This window comes from Nonomuraea sp. C10 (assembly GCF_008017515.1).
Lineage (GTDB): Bacteria > Actinomycetota > Actinomycetes > Streptosporangiales > Streptosporangiaceae > Nonomuraea > Nonomuraea ferruginea.
The window spans coordinates 5,419,204-5,434,421 of record NZ_VPFF01000001.1; the positions used below are offsets into that span (position 1 = coordinate 5,419,204).

General features: G+C 63.1%; 15 protein-coding genes and 1 pseudogene. 5 read left to right on the plus strand and 11 right to left on the minus strand.

Annotated elements, in window-relative coordinates; translation table 11 throughout:
• Positions 1-84: 84 nt before the first annotated feature.
• The 5 genes from FR742_RS24830 to FR742_RS24850 all read right to left on the minus strand — a co-directional run bounded on the left by FR742_RS24830 (position 85) and on the right by FR742_RS24850 (position 4,982).
• Positions 85-987: a polysaccharide deacetylase gene (locus FR742_RS24830; RefSeq protein ID WP_148033165.1), complete on the minus strand. Its 903-nt coding sequence runs from the start codon at positions 985-987 to the stop codon at positions 85-87.
• Positions 988-1,078: 91 nt separating this feature from the next.
• Positions 1,079-1,909 carry a hypothetical protein gene (locus tag FR742_RS24835; protein WP_148033166.1) on the minus strand — a complete coding sequence of 277 codons (831 nt, stop codon included), beginning with the start codon at positions 1,907-1,909 and terminating at the stop codon, positions 1,079-1,081.
• 302 nt (positions 1,910-2,211) lie between these two features.
• Entirely contained in the window at positions 2,212-3,069 is an 858-nt protein-coding gene (locus FR742_RS24840; RefSeq protein ID WP_148033167.1) for an SAM-dependent methyltransferase, read from the minus strand.
• Positions 3,070-3,396: 327 nt separating this feature from the next.
• Positions 3,397-3,852, minus strand: a complete 456-nt coding sequence (locus FR742_RS24845; RefSeq protein ID WP_148033168.1) for a hypothetical protein — start codon at positions 3,850-3,852, stop codon at positions 3,397-3,399.
• Positions 3,853-4,007: 155 nt separating this feature from the next.
• The gene (locus tag FR742_RS24850; RefSeq protein ID WP_222709048.1) at positions 4,008-4,982 is read right to left on the minus strand and encodes an endonuclease/exonuclease/phosphatase family protein; all 975 of its coding nucleotides are present in this window, start codon (positions 4,980-4,982) and stop codon (positions 4,008-4,010) included.
• 253 nt (positions 4,983-5,235) lie between these two features.
• On the opposite strand from FR742_RS24850, the gene FR742_RS24855 reads away from it, so the two are divergent.
• Both FR742_RS24855 and FR742_RS24860 read left to right on the plus strand, forming a co-directional pair.
• Positions 5,236-6,438 (plus strand): CynX/NimT family MFS transporter, encoded by a 1,203-nt coding sequence (locus FR742_RS24855; RefSeq protein WP_148033170.1) that lies wholly within the window; start codon positions 5,236-5,238, stop codon positions 6,436-6,438.
• Positions 6,435-6,872 (plus strand): NUDIX domain-containing protein, encoded by a 438-nt coding sequence (locus FR742_RS24860; RefSeq protein ID WP_148033171.1) that lies wholly within the window; start codon positions 6,435-6,437, stop codon positions 6,870-6,872. The genes FR742_RS24855 and FR742_RS24860 overlap by 4 nt, the downstream gene beginning before the upstream one ends.
• A gap of 8 nt (positions 6,873-6,880) precedes the next feature.
• On the opposite strand, the gene FR742_RS24865 is transcribed toward FR742_RS24860, so the two are convergent.
• The 3 genes from FR742_RS24865 to FR742_RS24875 form a co-directional block, all read right to left on the minus strand.
• The gene (locus FR742_RS24865) at positions 6,881-7,366 is read right to left on the minus strand and encodes a hypothetical protein (RefSeq protein ID WP_148033172.1); all 486 of its coding nucleotides are present in this window, start codon (positions 7,364-7,366) and stop codon (positions 6,881-6,883) included.
• Between the two features lie 210 nt (positions 7,367-7,576).
• Complete coding sequence (locus tag FR742_RS24870; RefSeq protein WP_148033173.1) at positions 7,577-7,786, minus strand: DUF397 domain-containing protein; 210 nt, start codon at positions 7,784-7,786, stop codon at positions 7,577-7,579.
• Positions 7,768-8,589 carry a helix-turn-helix transcriptional regulator gene (locus tag FR742_RS24875; RefSeq protein ID WP_187281292.1) on the minus strand — a complete coding sequence of 274 codons (822 nt, stop codon included), beginning with the start codon at positions 8,587-8,589 and terminating at the stop codon, positions 7,768-7,770. The genes FR742_RS24870 and FR742_RS24875 overlap by 19 nt, the downstream gene beginning before the upstream one ends.
• A 195-nt stretch (positions 8,590-8,784) precedes the next feature.
• On the opposite strand from FR742_RS24875, the gene FR742_RS24880 reads away from it, so the two are divergent.
• A complete protein-coding gene (locus FR742_RS24880; protein WP_148033175.1) occupies positions 8,785-9,231 on the plus strand; it encodes an ATP-binding protein in 447 nt (148 codons plus the stop codon).
• A gap of 357 nt (positions 9,232-9,588) precedes the next feature.
• Here the strand turns inward: FR742_RS24880 and FR742_RS24885 are convergent.
• Positions 9,589-10,673 (minus strand): annotated as a pseudogene (locus FR742_RS24885) (IS630 family transposase).
• A 213-nt stretch (positions 10,674-10,886) separates the two neighbouring features.
• Here FR742_RS24885 and FR742_RS24890 point away from each other — a divergent pair.
• On the plus strand, positions 10,887-12,110 hold the full coding sequence (locus FR742_RS24890; RefSeq protein WP_148033176.1) for a DUF262 domain-containing protein: 1,224 nt from the start codon (positions 10,887-10,889) through the stop codon (positions 12,108-12,110).
• 6 nt (positions 12,111-12,116) lie between these two features.
• Positions 12,117-12,728, plus strand: coding sequence for a hypothetical protein (locus tag FR742_RS24895; RefSeq protein ID WP_148033177.1), 612 nt, complete (start codon positions 12,117-12,119; stop codon positions 12,726-12,728).
• Between the two features lie 395 nt (positions 12,729-13,123).
• On the opposite strand, the gene FR742_RS46415 is transcribed toward FR742_RS24895, so the two are convergent.
• Together FR742_RS46415 and FR742_RS24910 are read right to left on the minus strand one after the other, a co-directional pair.
• Positions 13,124-13,921: a very short patch repair endonuclease gene (locus FR742_RS46415; protein WP_315970628.1), complete on the minus strand. Its 798-nt coding sequence runs from the start codon at positions 13,919-13,921 to the stop codon at positions 13,124-13,126.
• Positions 13,918-15,201, minus strand: coding sequence for a DNA cytosine methyltransferase (locus FR742_RS24910; RefSeq protein ID WP_148033179.1), 1,284 nt, complete (start codon positions 15,199-15,201; stop codon positions 13,918-13,920). Before FR742_RS24910 ends, FR742_RS46415 begins: the two co-directional genes overlap by 4 nt.
• Positions 15,202-15,218: the final 17 nt, after the last annotated feature.

Here is a 15,218-nt window from a genome sequence, read left to right on the forward strand (position 1 = left end):
GGCTCAGCCGTGGGTGATGCCGTCGCGGAGGGCGTTCACCGGCGGCTCAGGGGTCCAGCTCATGCCTGCCAGTATGGCCCCGGCTCAGTGGACGTCGGCCGGCCGCGCCCGCTCCTTGAACGGGTAGCGGGCCCGGAAGTCCTTCTCCGCCTCGGCGAACGACATGAACTTCACGCCCTTGTGACCGCGCATGTGGTGGATCAGCCGTTCCAGCATCAGCAGCACCTGCGGCCGGCCGCTCACGTCCGGGTGCAGGGTGATGGGGAAGACCGCGTAGTCGAGCTCCCGGTAGACCCAGTCGAACTGGTCGCGCCACTGCTGTTCGAGATCGCGCGGGTTCACGAAGCCGTGGCTGTTCGGCGAGTTCTTGATGAACATCATGGGCGGCAGGTCGTCCAGATACCAGTTCGCGGAGAACTCGACCAGATCCACCTCCTCTCCGTGGACCAGCGGCTTCATCCAGGTCGAGGCGTCCTTGTCGTAGTCGATCCGCGTCCACTCCTCGCCCCGGCGGGCGTAGAAGGGCTGGAAGTCCCGGTACGACTGCGAATGGTCGTAGCTGAACCCGTACTTGAGCAGCAGGTCGATGGTGCGCGCCGACATCTCCCACCACGGCGCGACGTACCCGCTCGGCCGGACGCCGAACTCCTTGTCGAGCAGCTCGACGCTGCGCGCCAGCACGTCCTCCTCCTGCTGGGCGGACATCGCGACGGGGTTCTCGTGCATGTAGCCGTGCGCGCCGACGTCATGCCCGGCTTCGACGATCATGTGCGTCTGCCTCGGGAACGACTCCGCCGAATGCCCCGGCACGAACCAGCTCGTCCTGATGCCTTCCCGGGCGAACAACCGCAGCAGCCGCGGCGTCCCCACCTCGGCCGCGAAGACACCCCGCTGGATGTCGTTCGGGGACTCCTGCCCCCCGTACGAGCCGATCCAGCCGGCGACCGCGTCCACGTCTACGCCGAAACACACGTTGATGGCTTTCATGCCACGCACGTACCCGGAGCATCGCCGTGTACCGGTCCTGGACCGACGATGCTGAGGTCACGCCCGCCGCATGCGCGGGTGCCGCGGCACGTCAGGTTTCCATCGTGTCGTCCGAGTCGCTCTCGTGGAACTCGGACACGATCCGGGCCGCCGCTTCGTTCAGGGCCTTTCGGAAGGTCGCACCGTCCTTCTTCGTGAGGAAATAGTCACCCAACAACGGCAGGCTTCTCTCCGCGTGCTCACGGGCCAGCCGGGGAATGGCGTCATACCACTCCTGGTCGAACTCCTCGGTGTCGTGGGCGGCGTCATAGTCGGCCTCATAGAGCTTCTCGAGCCTCTCGGCCAGATCGTCACGGACGTCCTGCCAGATCGGGTTGAAAGCCACCGCCCTGTTGATCTCGGAAAAGCCCTCGGTGAACGTGGAGAATATCTCGACCCGCAGGTCATCGCGCAGCGCGTAGCCTTCTTTGGTCTCTCCGTCCCATCTCCGCTGGCGCTGCAGATCCTCCATCTGCTGGATCATCGTCTTGCATCCCGGTGCCACGTACCTGTTCCCCCAGAACGCGTCCGGGCAGGCCGGACGCTCGGTGTAGACCCAGGACAGGACCCACTGGGCGGGGAACACCCCGTCGTCGACCGACGGCAGGCTGTGTCTGATGAACTGGTATTCGGAGTGGCTTTCGTTGACCCTGACGTCGTGCTGAACGTAAGTTCCCACCGTTCTGTATACGCCGATCCCCGTGCTGCTGATCGTGCGACCGGGGTCCGCGGTGGTCGGGGTGACTCCCGGCCTCGGCACGAAAGAGAACGTGGCGATGTTGTAGTGGGCCTCGATTTTTTCGTCCGTGCGTTTCTGGTACGCCTCCCGCGTATACCCGTCGTATCCGTATTTCTCCGGCGGAAGCGAGAATTCGTATACCACGGCCCCTCCTATTGAGAATTTTCCTCACGGTACGCCAGGATCGGGGCAACGTCGAGAGGCGTTTACGAGGTGATGCGGCTCGGCCGTCAGGAGCGAAATGGGTCACAGCTTCTCAGGCCGCCCGAGCCGATCCAGCCAACGAACGCGTCCATGCCGGAACACCCGTTGATGTCAGGGCCCGTGCGCTTCAGCGTGCGCAAGGAGGCTGATCACAGCGGCCTGAGCTGGGCAGGCTGCCGCTCACCGGCTGGGGGGAACGGCTCGGGCTGTGACGGGTCTGGCCGGATCTGGCTCTCGGCGCCTCAGGGCTTGATCGCGACACCGCCGTAGGCCCAGGCATGGCCGCCGGGAATCGGTTCCCGGTCGTCGACGGGATCCGGCCGCCACGTCACCACCTCGACGAGGCCCGGATCCACCAGGTCCCAGCCCGCGAAGAACCGCAGCGTCTCGTCGTGGCTGCGCGGCACCATGGGGGCGGAGCTGTTGTCGTAGGGTTTGGTGAAGTCCTCGCGGCGCACCTGGTCGGCGAAGTCGAGCGTGATGTGCGACAGCAGCAGGTGACTGCCGCCGGGCACCGCGGCCTTGAACTGCTCGACCAGCCCGTACGGATCTTCCTGGTCGGTGATGAAGTGCATGACCCCGGCCAGGATGACGGCCACGGGACGGGTGAAGTCGATCACGCGCCGGATCGTGGGATCGTCCAAGATCTTCTCCGGCTGCCGCAGGTCCGCCTCGATCATGTCGGTCATGCCCGCGGGGTCACCGGTCAGCAGAGCCCGACCGTGCACCAGAACGATCGGGTCATTGTCCACATAGGCCACGCGGGCCGCGGGCACGGCCCGCTGGGCGATCGTGTGGGTGTTGTCCTGGGTGGGGATCCCGGTGCCGATGTCCAGGAACTGGGTGATGCCGGCCTCGTCCGCCAGATACCGCACCGCCCGGCCCAGGAAGGCACGATGCGCGCGCACGCCCTCGCGGGTGCCCGGCGACAACTCAATGAGCGCCTCGGCGGCTTTGCGATCGGCGTCGAAGTTGTCCTTGCCGCCGAGCAGGTAGTCATAGATCCGAGCCGGATGAGGAATATGGCGATTAATCCTCGAGATCGGAGCATCTGAGTCTGCGGGGGCCGGCGGGTCTGTCCCTCTGTCGCTGTCAGGCATCTTCTCTTCCTCGTAGACCGGCGATGACCGCGCCGATAGGAGAGATCACTTGGGGCAATCAGTCTGGATATCCCGCCGAAAATTGTCAAGAACGAGGCAGAAAGTTTCGGCGACGCCTGCGGCCCTCTCCGTCGAGGACTCCCGGGCGGTACTGCCAGACGAACTCGAGCCACGGCGGGGCCACCGTCGTGCAGTGCACGCGTCCCGGCCACGTGGGCGCGCGGAATCACCAGCACATGGCCAGGCGGCGGTCCATGCTCGCCACCCGGCCACGGCCGGTGATGATCTCGCAGCAGACGCGGACGTCTGGTCCCGCACCCGGTTATGTCACTGCCCGGCCTGGACGACCTCTCCCGCGTCGCCGCTGGAGGTCGCCGCCGCACTGTGGCAGTCGGCGTGGTTGATCGGCACCGCCCGCACGTCGAAGCCGGGGTGGACGCTGTTGAACACGAAGTACGCGGGCCCCTCGCCGGTGATCGTCACGGGCCCCAGACCACCTCCCGCTTGCCAGGCGCGGACTCTCAGGCAGTAGTTGTCCCCGAAGTAGACGGCGGCCGTGTACCGCCAGCCCGAATACCGCCCGGCCGGAATCAGGGCGTCGTAACAACCCTGCCGATAAACACAGGCGTTCGTTATCCAGGTCTGGACGGCGCCGACGGCGATCGTGCTGGTGTTGTGAACCCCGTTGTCCGTCGGCGAGGCCGCCGTCGCCGCCGAGGGCGCCCCACCAGCCAGAAGACCGGCCGTCAGGGCGATCGCGGCAGCCCAGATCGCTTTTCTCATCTTCCCTCTCCCGCCTTGCGATTTCGCGCTGAATTTTCCTGCGATGAGCAACGGCCGTCGCGAAAAAAATAACGCTCTCGCTCCGATCACAGACAGGACAGCAGCCGGGCATTCGGAGGACACACCTGGGATTCGCCGTCAGACCCGGAACGGAGTCACGGCTTGGTCAGGCGGATCAGCATGCCGTCGTGGTCGGTGTAGGTCAGCCCGTACAGGCTCCGGCTGACGAAGGTGAAGTCGTTGCTGAAGATGACGTGCTGCACGTCCCTGTCGCCCTTGCGGGTGTTGCCGCTGGGTACGCAGTTCTGCGCGTTCTCCGGGTCGGAGGTGTCGTACTCCAGGTTGAAGTCACCGCCGACGACCGTCTTGCCGGAGATGCCCTCCTGCGACCTGATGTAGGGCACGGCGTCGAACATCAGGGCCTTGCACTGGGTCAGCGCGATCGGCTCGCTGTTCGCGCTCAGGTGGGTGGCGCAGGACAGGTGGTCGCCCACCGCGTAGGCGCAGGCGAAGGTGCGCACCTCGTTGCCGCTGTCCTGGGTCGTGTACTCGCCGACCCAGCCGTTGGCTCCCTGCCACAGGGCGGCGGGGACCCGGCCGAGGACGGCGTTGCCGTAGGTGCCGCCGTTCGTGCAGGTGATCGGGTTGCCCGTCGGCTTGTCGAGCGCCGGGTAGAAGACGGAGTAGGTCCAGTCGTTCGGCCAGGCCTCGGCGAGCGACGGCTGGAGGTAGTTGGGCAGGTCGACGGAGCAGATCTCGTTCAGCGTCACCAGGTCGGGGGCGAGGTAGTAGATCAGGTCGCCGCCCTCGTAGATCGACTGGCCGCCGGCGTAGCAGCCCGCCTTGCCGCTGTTGCACAGGTTGAGCTGGAGCTCGTAGAAGGACCGCGCGGCCTGCGTCCTGGCGGGCCGGTCCGGGCGGGCCGCCAGCGCCGACCTGGCCTGGCCGCCGCGGGCCTTCGCCGTCAGCGCCGCGGCCTCGGCGCCCATCGGCGCGACGCTCCGTACGGACAGGGGCTTGACCTGGACGGGCTCGGCCTGCTCGGCGTGAGCGGGGCCCGCGACGCCGGGCGAGGTCATGACGAGGGCGAGCGCGGACACGGCGGTTAAGAGACGTCGCGCGATCTTCACAGGTCCTCCGTTTCGTCGTGATGATCAACGGTCAAGACGCCCTCCATCGTGCCCCTGGAGAATGGCGATGGAAAGGGCCTCTGCGCCCTGCCGCAAAAGCGACGAAACCGTACGGACAAACCCGGTGACGCCCACACCTCCGTGCGATGGAGATCCAAGCGGAGCCCGAACGGAACAAACGGGTTGAACCGGGCAACCGGCAGAGCCATGATCGAGCCTGGAGACGTGCCCGCGACGACGCAAAAGGAGCCCGATGGACTCTCCCTCGATGCCGGACACGTCCGAGCCGGCCGGGGAGTCCGCACGACGCACCCCGTGGCTGACGATCGCCGTCATCTACCTCGGCGGGGTCGTCGCGGCGATGAGCTTCGGCAAGTTCTCCCCGGTCGGGCCGGAGGTGGCGGCCGAGCTCGGGCTGTCGCTGTCGCAGCTGGGCTGGGTGATCTCGGCCGTCGTCGGCGTCGGCGCCGCCGCCGGTCTGCCCGCCGGCTACCTCGTACGCCGCATCGGCGCGGAGCGGTCACTGGTCGCGGGCCTCGCCCTGACCGCGGCGGCGAGCGCGGCGAGCGTGGCCGCGCCCGATTTCGGCTGGTTGCTGACCGCCCGGGTCGCCGAGGGCATCGGGTATCTCCTGATCATCATCACCTGCCCCGCCCTGGTCGTCCGCCTGGCCACCGGACGTGACCGGGGCACGGCCCTGTCGATCTGGGCCACGTTCGTCCCGATGGGCCTCGGGGCGAGCACGCTCGCGGGTGGCGCGCTGGCTTCCGCTCTGGGCTGGCGCGGCTGGATCGCGCTGGTCGCCGGTCTGACGCTGGCGATGGCGCTGGTCCTCTGGGCGCGCCTGCCGCGAGGGCCCGGACGGCAGACGGCCGGCCCGCGCCCCCGGGCCGGGGCGCTGTGGTGGCCGCTGGTGCTCGCCGCGGCCTTCTGCCTGGCCATCCTGGTGACCCTCCCGGTGATCGTCCTCCTGCCCACGCTCCTCATCGAGCAGCAGGGCTACTCGGCCGCCGCCGCGGGCGCCCTGACCTCGGTGATCTCCGTGCTCAGCGCGATCGGCGGGCTGGCCGTGGGCGTGCTGCTCCGCCGGGGCATCCCGGTCGGCGTCCTGGCCATGACCGGGTTGCTCACCCTCCCGGCCGCCTGGCTCCTGTTCGGCGACCACGGCTCGGCGTCAGCCGCGCTGGCGGGCGCGGCGATCGTCTCCATCGAGAACGGCTTCCTGGGCGCCCTCGGCTTCGCCGCCCTGCCGCTGGTGCTGGAGCGCCTCGACCACGCGGACGTCGGCAACGGCGTGGTCGCCCAGGCGGGCAGCCTCGGGTCACTGCTCGGGCCGCCGCTGTTCGGCCTGGTGGCGGCCGGGCTGGGCTTCGGGGCGCTCGTGCCTGCCATCGCCGTCGGCATCCTGGCCGCCGTCGGATTGCTGCTGCTGGTCGGCAGGCGGGCATCGAGATGATCATCGTGCGCGTCACCGGCATCCTCGTCGAGGACGACCGGATCCTCCTGCTGGATCAGGACACCGACACCCGTTCCTGGACACTGCCCGGCGGGCGGGTCGAGGCGGGCGAACCGCTGGCCGACGCGCTGGTACGGGAGATGCGCGAGGAGACCGGGCTGGACGTGGAGGCGGGCCGGCTGCTGTACGTGTGCGACAACTTTCCGGGCGGCGGCCTCCACGTCATCCACATGACGTTCGAGGTCACCCGTGTGGGCGGCACCCTGGGGGTCGTCACCGAGGGTGTCGACACCAACCGGATCCGGGGCGTGCGTTTCGTGCCGCTGGTCGAGCTGCCGGGGCTGGGGTTCGGCTCCCGGTTCGTCGAGTTGGCCCAAGCCGGATGGCCGGGGGCGGGGTCGTACATGGGCGACAAGGCCAACATCGGCCTGTGACGCCGCAGTCAGGTGAGAAGGGACTCAAGCATCCAGAACTGCAGCTTGAAGATATCCACCTGGTAAATGTCGCGCGGAAAGTCCGGCTCCTGATCGTTTTCCAGTCTCCTGTGCTGGATCCGTACGGCCCAGGTAGCGTCTCGCTGCCCCAGGTCGAACACGTCCCCCCTTGACCATGCCTCATAAAAATCGTGGATCTGGAGCTGCCCCGACCGAAGGTAGATCTCGCCGACCCACATGCGATCCCACATCGGTTGCGTCATGGAAGGTTCGTCAGTCCACAGTTCGAGCCGGATGCAAGCGTCTATGTCCGTGTGCTTGTCGAAGACCACCGCATTGCGTCCCACTCGCGCCCAGCCATCTAAGCCGGACGGCGACCACTCCTCATCCCAAGGAGCATGATCCTCGCCGGCGAGGACGGTGGGGTCGACCACCATGGGCCCATTCCAAGCGCTTCTGATATCCACCACCACGTGCTTGATGAGCTCCGCCATGACGCCTATCCCTTCGTCCGTGGGCGATCACGCGATCCAAGCAGGCAGAGGTGACACTGATGTCTCGACGGACCGTGGACTGGACCGAAGGTGAAGCATCCGCTGAGTGCGCCCTCGACGCACCGGCAGCCCGACCGGACATCCGGTAGCAGGCTGCCATGCGTACCCCTCCGGGAGTGGTCCCAGTCGAGCGTCCGAAGCCGACGTACGTCAGGCCAGGTCGAACTCGCCGTCCTGGACACCGCCCACGAACGCCTTCCACTCGCCTGGCGTGAAGATCAGCGCGGGGCCGTGGGGGTTCTTGCTGTCGCGTACGGCGACGACACCGGGAAGGTTGGTCGCCACTTCAACGCACTGTCCAACGTCGGCGCTTGCCGCGGCTTTGCGCCACTCCGCCGCTTCTAGATTGAGTTCGCCCATTTAGCCGCCGCCTCTTCAATCGCCCGTTGTGACATGGATTGTGAGTATGCGTCCGCTCGGATTGTTTCATATCTCACCTTGAGCTGCGCGACCGCATCATAGTCACCGGTGACATGCCCGGACAGCCACGAGTCCGTCGATACGATCTCGGCGCCGCCGCGCAAACGGGCCAGCGAGAAAGCACTCAGCAGGCCGACCACGCACCCGGCCGCCACCGGCACGACCTGGACGGTGATGCGCGGATGCTGGGACAGTTTCAGAAGATGGCCGAGCTGATCCGCCAGGATCGCCACGCTGCCGAGTGGCCGGTGAAGGACGTTCTCGTCGACCAGTGCCAGGTAGATGGGAGCGTTGGGCCTGTCGAACAAGTGCACTCGTCGCGTACGAGCGAGCACCCGTTCCTCAACCTGCTCCGCGGGACAGGTCGAGGAGATGAGGGCGCGAGCGTATTCGGGAGTCTGCAAGCAGCCTGGGATCACCAGCGGATCCCAGGACTGCAGGATTACCGCCTGCGGCTCGATCTCCTCCACCCAGCGGGCGAACCAGCCAAGGTCGGGCGAGCGGGATATCTGCTCAAAGAGGCCCACGAAATGCCCGTCGGCCTGAAATGTCTGATCAAGTCTCTCCGCGAAGTCGCGAGTAGGCGCCCGTCGCCCCCTTTCGATGTGGCTGATGAGGGATGTATGGCAGCACATTCGAACGCTCAGGGCTATCTGCGACAGACCGACTGCTTCGCGGTGCCTCTCCAACTCCCGGGCGAAACGGGCCCGAGGAGACATGGGGCCGCTGATGTCGCCGTCCACTCCGCTCCCTCCCAACCGACGAATATCACCGAACGTGACGGTATAGCTACAAGCCGACGACTCGCAATATCGTTTCTCGTGTCTTTTTCTGTCGCCCATGTTTCACCAGGTGAAAGCCCTATAGGCCCCGTCGAATCCGCATGCTTGGACTCCACACAGGCGTACAAGACGCACTGTCTGTCATGGGAGGTGGGCATGAGCGTCGCTTCGCCGGCGGCCTGGCGCAACTACACCGAACTGCCGGTCCACCCGCTCTCGGTGTCCCTCGCACGGAGACATGTGGCGCGCGTGCTGACGGAGTGGGGCCGCGGCACCCTCATCGATGACGCCGAGCTCGTGATCAGCGAGCTGGTGACGAACGGCATCAAGGCATCCGATCCCAGCGAGGACGAGGTCGCGGTATACGGGACGCTCGCCGGGTCCTATCGGCGCGTGCGGGTCGGACTCCACCAGGCGGACGCCGGCGTCGTCCTGGAGGTGTGGGACTGCAGCCGCCGCCCCCCGAGACTCCGCTGCCCCGAGGAGGAGGCTTTCGGTGGTCGGGGCCTGTGCGTGGTCGACGCCGTGGCCACCAGTTGGGGGTACCGGTGGCCGAGGACGGGCGGGAAGGTCGTCTGGGTTCTGCTGGGTGAGTCGTCATGATCGGCCCGGACGACTGGGACTGCCCGCAACTCGCTCCGCATCCGCCGGGACGCATTGGCACTCCGGCGATGTCGCTCGACTGGACGGCTGAGCGGCCGTATCGGTCGCGGGTGCTGGGCTACACCTGCTCGTGCCGCACGATCGTGTACGAGTTGCTCGCGTCCGGTGGCATGTACGTGATCCGCCGTACGTACCAAACCACTCCCCCACGAGTCGCGTACGCAGGGCCCTGGTCTCAACGTGTAGCGGAGCGGAGGTGGAATTCAATCCTTACGGGGGAGGCGAGCTTACGAGGCACGCGAAAGGGATGATAGGACCACCACCACTTCACCCCAAGCCACTCCCGCACACAGCCGCCTAGTGAGCTGGTCCAGAAATACGTGAGCAGTAGTGGCAGATGCGGTCGATGATCTGATCGGCGGTCTTCTTCCAGACGAACGGCCGGGCGTTGTCATTCCATACGGCGATCCAGTCCTGCAGCGCGGTGGTGAGCTGCTCGACCGAGCAGAACTCCCCGCGCTCCAGGCAGCGGCGCTGAAGCTCGGCGAACCACCGCTCCACCTGATTGAGCCAGGCCGAGTAGGTGGGAGTGAAGTGCAGGGTGAAGCGGGGATGAGCGACGATCCACCGCTGCACCGCCGGTGCCTTGTGAGCTGAGAGGTTGTCGCAGATGACGTGGACGTCCAGGCCGGTGGGGACGATGGCGTCGAGGTCGGCCAGGAAGTCCCGGAAGTCGTCGGCGGTGTGCGGGCGGTGACCTTGCCCACCACTTTGCCGGTGGCGATGTCGAGGGCCGCGAAGAGGTCGACGGTGCCGTGCCGGACGTAGTCGAAGCTGCGCCGCTCGGGCACGCCGGTCATCATCGGCAGCACGGGAGCGCTGCGCTGCAAGGCTTGGATCTGGGGTTTCTCGTCCACGCTGAACACCACCGCGTTGGCCGGCGGAGCCAGGTAGAGGCCGACGACATCGCGGATCTTGTCGATCAGGAGCGGGTCAGGCGAGATCTTGAATGTTTCGGTCTTCCAGGGTTGTAGCCCGAAGGCCTTCCAGATCCTGGCGACGCTGTTCGGCGAGATGCCGATCCGTGCGGCCAGTTGCCGTTTGGACCAGTGTGTCTCGCCCTTCGGGGCGTTCTCCAGCGTCATCACTACCACTTGCTCGACCTGGGCGTCGGTGATGGTGCGGGGCACCCCGGGCCGGGGCTCATCGCTCAGTCCGTCCAGGCGGGCGGCCAGGAACCGGGCCCGCCACTTGGTCACCGTGCCACGAGCGATTCCCAGGCGCGCCGCGACGGCGAGGTTGGATCCGCCCCGCGCACACTCCAGCACGATCCGCGCCCGTAACGCCAGCCCTTGTGCTGTCGACCGTCGTGACGCCCAGCCCTGCAAGGTCGTCTGTTCGTGCGCGGTCAGCTCCAGCGGTGCCAATCTGCTGTCTGCCACTCCTTGAGCACACCTGCAGTCCGGCCCGAAGTCACCACCGAGTTACGGAAAGCAACCCAAGTGGTGACCACGAGACTCACCACCAGCTCACTAGGTGCGGAGGAGGGTGCCATCACTTGAGCACGCAGCCATGACAGACTAACTTTGTCTGGTATTAAACTTCCCATACACCCCTCGGCACCAAAAGTGCATATAAGCGACATAAAGGACACAATGGACCAGCACGGCGAGAGCGAAGAGTCGCTAGACGAACTGGCTGAAGACATCAACGAAGACGAACTCGGCGAAGACGTCTTGACCGCAGCAGACGTCGCGGACGTGGTGACCTATACACTCGACTGGAGCGTTCAGTCCCTTCTGGAGAAAATAGGGACGACTTTCGATATAAATCCTGCTTTCCAGCGACGAGATGCATGGAATGGCACCCGAAAGAGCCTCTACATCGAATCACTCATGCTCGGCTTGCCCGTGCCGCAAATCGTCCTCGCAGAGGATCGAACTCATAAGGGTCGTTTCATTGTACTCGACGGTAAACAACGCCTCGTAACAATGAAGCAGTTCGCCGCACCGAACGAGCATTTTAAAGCACTATCCCTAAGCAAGCTACAATTCCTCACTCAGTTCAAAGGGAAATCTTTCGCCAGAATACAAAAATCTGAGGACGGTCAAGAGTGGCTCGACAATTTCCTCGCCCAGCCAGTGAGAACTATAGTCGTACGCAGTTGGGGCAAGCCAGCTGTCCTCTACCAAATCTTCGTCAGACTAAACCAATACAGCGTGCCACTATCACCCCAAGAACTACGACAGGCTCTATTTCCTGGCGATTTCACAGTTTGGATAAATAATCGATCTGCGGCTAGCTCACAGATCAGACGTGCTCGCCGACTAAAGGCGCCTGATTTTCGGATGCGCGATGCAGAGATGCTACTCCGAGCCGTGGCCTTCCAGGACCACCTCGAAGACTACACAGGAAACCTTCGACAGTTTCTCGACGAAACATGCGAGCGTGGCAATCAGAACTGGTCTTCCCAAGCTGAACATTACCAAGCGCTCGCCAATATTTGCGAAAAAGCTATCGAGCGCACCTTCGCCGTATTCGGTAGTAACTCATTCTATCGCTATGAGCAAACGGAAAAATCATCGGAGTACATCCGCCGATTTAATGTCGCCGTGTTTGATCTCATGTGCGCTATATTTTCATCGGCTGAGATTAGCGATGAGGACGTTAGCGAACATGCTGCCACACTACGACAGGCGTTCGAAAAACTGTGTGCAGAGGATCAGCGATTCCAAGATAGCATCAAATCTACTACCAAAACCGAGGAGGCAACGGCAGGCCGCATTCTCCGTTACGGAGGAGAAGTGCAGAAGATTCTTGATATAGAGCTCGCAATCATACAGCGAGCATCCAATCTTCTCCGGCTTAGAGGTGACTAGTCCGCCGTGGCATCACCTGAGCTAACCAGCTTATGTCAGGCTGTTTCAGACCTGAGGCAAGACCTCATAGCGGAAGGCAAGCACTACAGTGCATACACACGCCAAGATCACACGATGGCACTTAGCTTTATTCTGCTCAGTAGCGCAGCGATCGAGCACTTTGTAGAAGAACGATGCAGAAGTGCGGCGGCGCAAGGGTTGCGGAGACTAAAGCGAGGTCAGCCCACAAGATCAGGCCACGCCATCGTCATCTGGTACACCTTGCGAAAGATGACGGGAACTGTTCCCCTATCTCGTGCAGAGATTATTCGTGATCACGATTACCTCGAGAGAGTCGAGGAGGCGTATGGTCAATTATCTCGCAAAAGCCACGGCATCGACAGTGGTGATCTACAAAAACTTCTCATACCTCTTGGACTTAAAGAGACCGACATCGATCAAGAGTTACTGGATCGATTAGATGATCTGAGTGACGCCCGCAATCGAGCGTCACACATAAAGGTTAACCGGGCTCGACTGATGACAGAGCCCATGCGAGAATGGGAAAGAATAGATCCCATTCTGACTCTCTTGGATCCCTTAGATCAGGCTATCGACATAGCTACGCTGAAAGACTAGCGTAATTCCACAGAAGAGCGCTCGCACTAGAGTCGATGTAGTTAAAATTATGGATCGGGAAATATCTCCGCGATGATCTCAGCGAGCTTCGCTGCTTGCTGACGGTCTAGTTGAATGGTCTGACTGACCTTTTTTTCAGACTGTCTTGCATCTGACCCATAAGTGCTTAACTGGAGCAGTATTCCGTACTCGGAATGGACTGGCTGGTAGCCACACTCTACCTCGGTTGGATGTACTCGTGCGCTTTGTTGTGTCCTGAAGAACTCTTTAACTCTTGCCATAACTAGCTCTCACATGTAGTGCCCTCAGGCTGGCAGCGCCAACTAACCTTTGCGCGATGACTATTATATTCTATCTCGTCTCAGAGTCCTGCTATCTGAGGACATCCTCTGATATCACGCTCTTGCTCGTTTCTGCTTGAGCAGCGCGGCGATTTGAGCAGCAGCAGCATCGGGAGGTTCGTGCTCCCACACACGGACACTCTCCCAGCCGGCCTCCCGTAGAAGGCGATCAGTTTCACGGTCTCTGTTCTGATTCGCCTTGATCTTAGCTGTCCAAAACTCCGGATTCCTCTGGGCCGGTCGATAGTGCTGGTCACACCCATGCCAATAACAACCGTCGAGGAAGACCGCGACCTTATCGCGAGTGAATACAAGATCCGCAGTTCTTCGTACGAAAGGTAGCGGACGAATGCCAACACGATACCTCAGGCCAAGTGCATGGATAGCTGAACGAAGCGCAAGTTCCGGACGAGTGTCACGCCCTTTATTGCCGCGCATCACGGCACGGACCGCAGGAGAGGAGGCCCACGACTCAGTTTCTCGGGCGTTCTCCTTCGACACTATTCTTTCACCGGCGAGACCCTGTTCTGACGCCATCCGCCACGCCTGAGCAAGATTCTCCTCCCGCGATCCATGATTCACCTCACCGATATATCGCGTTGGAGATCGCCCTTTGTCCGACCAGCGGAGATAGGCGCGTATACGCCTGGTCTTCGGTAGAAGTTTTAGATATATGGACGCACATGCGTAACGCCCATCTCCTAGATGTACCATACGGCGTTGGCGGCCGCCAGCTGCTCGGTCTTGCTCAGCTGAGGCGACTTCTCTACTCCGCCCCTTGCGTCCTTTCCACGCTCGTTCAGGCGGTGGCTTGTCTCTCCACTGCCCCGAGCCTGAAACCGCTCCCATCATGATTTATTCTCAGCCGCGTCCAACGCCTCCGCAACCGCCTTCGCGAAAACCTCCCCGAGAACGACTGGCACCGCGTTGCCTAGCTGCCGCATCTTCTCGCCCCGCGGTCCTCGCAACTTCCAATCGTCGGGAAAGGTCATGACGCGTGCGGTCTCTCTGACAGTCATGTAGCGATGAGTTCCATCATCGAGCAGAACGACCGATTCGCCGCCAGGCACTCCATGGACACCCGCCTTTACAGTCTTGGCAGGGCGATCCAACTCATTAGGCGTGTGTCCGGGATAGATCCTCGCGTCCGGCCAGCCGATGTGGTCGGTAAAGCCGCCCAGATAGTGCTCCTGCCGGTCAAGCAGTTCGAAAGGGACGGCCGGCAGAGGTTTTTCACAACCCTCAATGCCCTCGATACCGGCCAGAGCGTCTCGAAGCGTACGCCACGGGCGCTTAGCATCAGCCAGCGGTAGCGCACTAGGCAAGCGTTTAAGCACTTCTTTCCGTATTTTGGCAGGAACATCATGCCGCTCCCAATAGTCGCCATCGACCATAGACCGAGCGAGAGCGGCTTCAGAATAGGTCGGCTCAATGAGCTTCTTGAACTTATTCAAGTCGACTTCAAGGTCAGCGCGGAAGGCGACGATGATGATTCGCTGCCTAACCTGGGGAACACCATAGTCAGCAGCATTAACGGGGGTCATGATGACCCGATAACGTTGAGAGAGGTCTCCTCCCTCCTCTAGTATCCGCTCTTTGAGGACAGCGTCATGTTGCTGCCAGGACGCATCACTATCACGCTCCTCGAAGGGAAGCTCCATCTCGCGGAGGATGTACTCGAAATATGGCTTAAACGAAGGACGTAGAAGCCCGCGTACATTTTCGCATATAACAGCCTTGGGTTTCATTTCCCGAATCGCGCGAAACATCTGGGGAAACATATTTCGCTCGTCCTCATCGCCCCTGGCCACTCCCCCTAGGCTAAAGGGCTGGCACGGGGGTCCGCCCGCGAGCATATCCACTTTTCCGTCGAGGTACCTAAAGTCGAGCCCGCACACGTCTCCCTCAACCAGCGGCCAGGCATCACCAGGCTGGGGAATCCAAGGACCCTCTCCCTCCGGGACCCGTCGAGCACCGTTAGCCGACAGGGTCTCGCACGCGCGCTTCGCGAACTCGTTGAACAGCAACGGCCGGAAGCCGGCGCGGTGAACGGCCATCGCCAGGCCACCCCCACCCGCGAACAACTCTACCGCCGATCGGTCTCGGGATGGATCTTCTCGCTGATCAACCATAGAGAAAGCATACCGCG

Excerpts from the sequence above, each read along its gene's own strand:
- FR742_RS24880 (WP_148033175.1), top strand. The coding sequence starts at position 8,785 with ATGAGCGTCGCTTCGCCGGCGGCCTGGCGCAACTACACCGAACTGCCG.
- FR742_RS24865 (WP_148033172.1), bottom strand. The coding sequence starts at position 7,366 with ATGGCGGAGCTCATCAAGCACGTGGTGGTGGATATCAGAAGCGCTTGG.
- FR742_RS24910 (WP_148033179.1), bottom strand. The coding sequence starts at position 15,201 with ATGGTTGATCAGCGAGAAGATCCATCCCGAGACCGATCGGCGGTAGAG.
- FR742_RS24860 (WP_148033171.1), top strand. The coding sequence starts at position 6,435 with ATGATCATCGTGCGCGTCACCGGCATCCTCGTCGAGGACGACCGGATC.
- FR742_RS24840 (WP_148033167.1), bottom strand. The coding sequence starts at position 3,069 with ATGCCTGACAGCGACAGAGGGACAGACCCGCCGGCCCCCGCAGACTCA.
- FR742_RS24870 (WP_148033173.1), bottom strand. The coding sequence starts at position 7,786 with ATGGGCGAACTCAATCTAGAAGCGGCGGAGTGGCGCAAAGCCGCGGCA.
- FR742_RS24890 (WP_148033176.1), top strand. The coding sequence starts at position 10,887 with ATGGACCAGCACGGCGAGAGCGAAGAGTCGCTAGACGAACTGGCTGAA.
- FR742_RS46415 (WP_315970628.1), bottom strand. The coding sequence starts at position 13,921 with ATGATGGGAGCGGTTTCAGGCTCGGGGCAGTGGAGAGACAAGCCACCG.
- FR742_RS24845 (WP_148033168.1), bottom strand. The coding sequence starts at position 3,852 with ATGAGAAAAGCGATCTGGGCTGCCGCGATCGCCCTGACGGCCGGTCTT.
- FR742_RS24830 (WP_148033165.1), bottom strand. The coding sequence starts at position 987 with ATGAAAGCCATCAACGTGTGTTTCGGCGTAGACGTGGACGCGGTCGCC.
- FR742_RS24855 (WP_148033170.1), top strand. The coding sequence starts at position 5,236 with ATGGACTCTCCCTCGATGCCGGACACGTCCGAGCCGGCCGGGGAGTCC.